6 protein-coding genes are annotated in these 2,763 nt (G+C 73.3%); all 6 read right to left on the reverse strand.

Translation table 11 applies throughout. The annotated features are described in order from the left end of the window. Positions 1–632: PH domain-containing protein (locus ACWGPE_RS18540; RefSeq protein WP_452049239.1), on the reverse strand; the 632-nt coding region annotated here is incomplete at its 3' end. Next, positions 629–1,120, reverse strand: a complete 492-nt coding sequence (locus ACWGPE_RS18545; protein ID WP_231430009.1) for a PH domain-containing protein — start codon at positions 1,118–1,120, stop codon at positions 629–631. The genes ACWGPE_RS18545 and ACWGPE_RS18540, both read right to left, overlap by 4 nt. Next, the gene (locus tag ACWGPE_RS18550) at positions 1,113–1,586 is read right to left on the reverse strand and encodes a DUF3180 domain-containing protein (RefSeq protein WP_231430008.1); all 474 of its coding nucleotides are present in this window, start codon (positions 1,584–1,586) and stop codon (positions 1,113–1,115) included. The genes ACWGPE_RS18545 and ACWGPE_RS18550 overlap by 8 nt, the downstream gene beginning before the upstream one ends. Continuing rightward, positions 1,583–2,068 (reverse strand): 2-amino-4-hydroxy-6-hydroxymethyldihydropteridine diphosphokinase, encoded by a 486-nt coding sequence (gene folK, locus ACWGPE_RS18555; RefSeq protein WP_231430007.1) that lies wholly within the window; start codon positions 2,066–2,068, stop codon positions 1,583–1,585. The genes ACWGPE_RS18550 and folK overlap by 4 nt, the downstream gene beginning before the upstream one ends. Further along, the gene (folB, locus tag ACWGPE_RS18560; protein WP_452049240.1) at positions 2,065–2,439 is read right to left on the reverse strand and encodes a dihydroneopterin aldolase; all 375 of its coding nucleotides are present in this window, start codon (positions 2,437–2,439) and stop codon (positions 2,065–2,067) included. The genes folK and folB overlap by 4 nt, the downstream gene beginning before the upstream one ends. Beyond that, the coding region (locus ACWGPE_RS18565; protein ID WP_452049241.1) for a dihydropteroate synthase at positions 2,432–2,763 on the reverse strand (332 nt) is incomplete at its 5' end. The genes folB and ACWGPE_RS18565, both read right to left, overlap by 8 nt.

Raw genomic sequence — 2,763 nt, forward strand, 5'->3', positions numbered from 1 at the left:
TCGCGGGCGGCGGCGGCGTCGGCCGCCGCACGCTCGGCCCGCACGCCCGACGCGAGCCGGAGGATGTCGGCGCGCAGTCCGTCGGCGAGCGAGGAGCCGAGGTACGAGAGCTCGACGTTGCCCGACTGGCCCGCGACCGAGACCTCGAGCTTCGCGGTGCCGAAGAGCCGGGCGAACAGGGGCCGGCTGACGTTGATGCCCTGGATGCGGTCGAGCCGCGCGCTGCGGTGCGACCTGAAGAGGATGCCGCGGCGCACCTCGACCGCCTCGCGGGTCACCCGGAACGTGTGCATCCGCCACGACATCCAGAAGCCGATGATCACGGCGACGATGACGACCGCCAAAGCGAGCAGCGCCCACCCCACGAGTCCGTGCGACACGACCCCGCCGATCGGGTCGTTCACCCAGTCGCTCTGCCACTCGTCGTAGCGCGGCCCCAGTTCTTCGTCGGCCTCGGGCGCGAAGACCGGCAGCAGCAGGTCGACCGCGCGCTCGCGCAGGTTCGCGATCACGAAGCCGAGCACGGCGATGAACACGAGGCCGCCGCGCAGCAGCGGGCTCGCGGGATGGAGCCGGTGCCATTCGCCGTCGGCGAGGTTCGTCACCGGCGCCGGGCGCGCGGGTGCGCTCACAGCCCCGCCCGGCGGGTCTCGGCGAGCGCGACGAGCTCGTCGCGGAGCCGGTCGGCCTCCTCCATCGGAATGCCGGGCACCGTCACCGCGGTGGCCGCCGCGGCCGTGACGAACTTGAGCTCGGCGAGGCCGAGCGCACGGGCCACGGGGCCGCGCGTGATGTCGATGAGCTGCATGCGCCCGTACGGCACCGCCACCTGACGCTGGAACATGATGCCGCGACGGAAGAGCAGGTCGTCGTCACGAAGGCGGTACCGGATCGAGCGCACGCGCCGCGGTTCGAGCGCGATGCCGACGATCGAGACGAGCGCGACCGCCCCCGCCGCCCAGAGCGCCCACCACGGCTGCCAGAGCAGGTGCACGACGACGAGGCCGCCGACGAAGACGACCATGCCGATGAGGGAGCCGACGACCTCGACCACGATGTACTTCGGCGACACCCGCCGCCAGGCGTCGTCGGGCACGTGCGCGCCTTCGGGCTCAGGCATGCGCGTGCTCCTCTTTCTCGTCGGGGTCTTCGGGCGGCGGCAGCGTGCAGCACCATTCGGCGATGAGCCCGCCGGCCAGCAGCAGGGCCGCGCCGATCGCGGTCGCGACGGCCTGCCACACCACGCCGGCCGGCGGCATCACGGTGCGCGTCAGCAGGAAGAGCGCGATGCCGAGCCCCGCGCCGAGCACGAGCGCGCCGGCCAGGCTGCAGGCCTTCGCGAGCACGGCGATGCGCATCGCGCTGAACGGATCGATCCGCCGCGTCGTCTTGCCCGTGACCGCCCGGCGGATCGGCCACGCGAGCGCGACGACGATCGCGGCGACGCCGACGAGCGTGATGGCGAGCGAGATCGGCGGCACGAGCGCCTTCGCCCCGGCGCTCACGATCGCGAGGTCGCCGAGGTACCCGATGACGAGGCCGCCGAGCACGAACGCGAGCACGGTCGAGAAGTGGGTGCGCTTCATCGCCGCACCACCTGGTCGGATGCCTCGGCGCGGAGCGCCGCCACGCTGCCCCGGCCGGCGAGCACGGCGTCGGGATCGACGTCGAGCCACGGCTGCAGCACGAAGGCCCGCTGCCAGGCGCGCGGATGCGGGAGCTCGAGCCGCTCGTCGGCGAGCTCGAGCCCGTCGACGTCGATGAGGTCGAGGTCGAGGGTGCGGTCGCCCCAGCGCTCGGCGCGCACCCGACCCTGTTCGTGCTCGATGCCCTGCAGCACGTCGAGCAGCGCGTGCGGTTCGAGCACCGTCTCGACGACGAGCACGCCGTTGAGGTAGCCGGGTGCGTCGTGGTCGACCCCGGTCGTCTTGAGCGCGGGCGTCTCGTAGATCGGCGACACCGCGACGAGCTCGACCCCCTCGGCGTCGGCGAGCGCCCTGGCCGCGGCGTCGATGGTCGCCTCGCGGTCGCCGAGGTTCGCCCCGAACGCGATGACGGCGCGGCTCATGCCCGTCGCCTCACGATCGTGACCGAGACATCCCCGAACGGAACGGCGATGGGCGCCTGCGGCTTGTGCACCGTGACCTCGACCTCGTCGACGGCCGTGAACCCGAGCGCGACGCCCGCGACCCGTTCGGCGACCGTCTCGATGAGGTCGACCGGGTCGCGTTCGACGGCGGCGACCACCTGCTCGGCGAGCTCGCCGTAGTGCACGGTGCTCGCGAGGTCGTCGCCGCGTGCCGCGGCCGCGAGGTCGACGGTCACGTCGATCACGAACTCCTGCCCCTCGGCGCGCTCGAACTCGAAGACGCCGTGGTGGGCGCGCACACGCAGCCCGGTCAGGGTGATGCGGTCGCGTCGATCGCGCTGTTCAGCCACGTCGTCCACTCTGCCACGCCCCGAGGACGTCGAGCGCGCGGCGGGTGCCGACGACGTCGTGCACGCGCACGCCCCACGCTCCCGACTGCGCCGACAGCACGCTGACGACCGCGGTCGGCAGGTCGCGTTCGACCACGGATGCCTCGGCCGGGAGCATCGCCCCGAGGAAGCGCTTGCGCGAGGCGCCGACGAGGATCGGCAGCCCGAGGCCGGCGAGCACGTCGAGCCGTCCGAGCAGCTGCCAGTTCTGCTCGCCGCGCTTCGCGAAGCCGAGCCCGGGGTCGAGGATGATCCGATCGGCGTCGACGCCCACGGCCACGAGGG

The organism is Agromyces sp. NPDC055658, from assembly GCF_053618155.1.

What these genes read in the sequence shown, in the direction of transcription:
- ACWGPE_RS18550 (WP_231430008.1), bottom strand. Translation starts at nt 1,586, where the DNA reads ATGAAGCGCACCCACTTCTCGACCGTGCTCGCGTTCGTGCTCGGCGGC.
- folK (WP_231430007.1), bottom strand. Translation starts at nt 2,068, where the DNA reads ATGAGCCGCGCCGTCATCGCGTTCGGGGCGAACCTCGGCGACCGCGAG.
- ACWGPE_RS18545 (WP_231430009.1), bottom strand. Translation starts at nt 1,120, where the DNA reads ATGCCTGAGCCCGAAGGCGCGCACGTGCCCGACGACGCCTGGCGGCGG.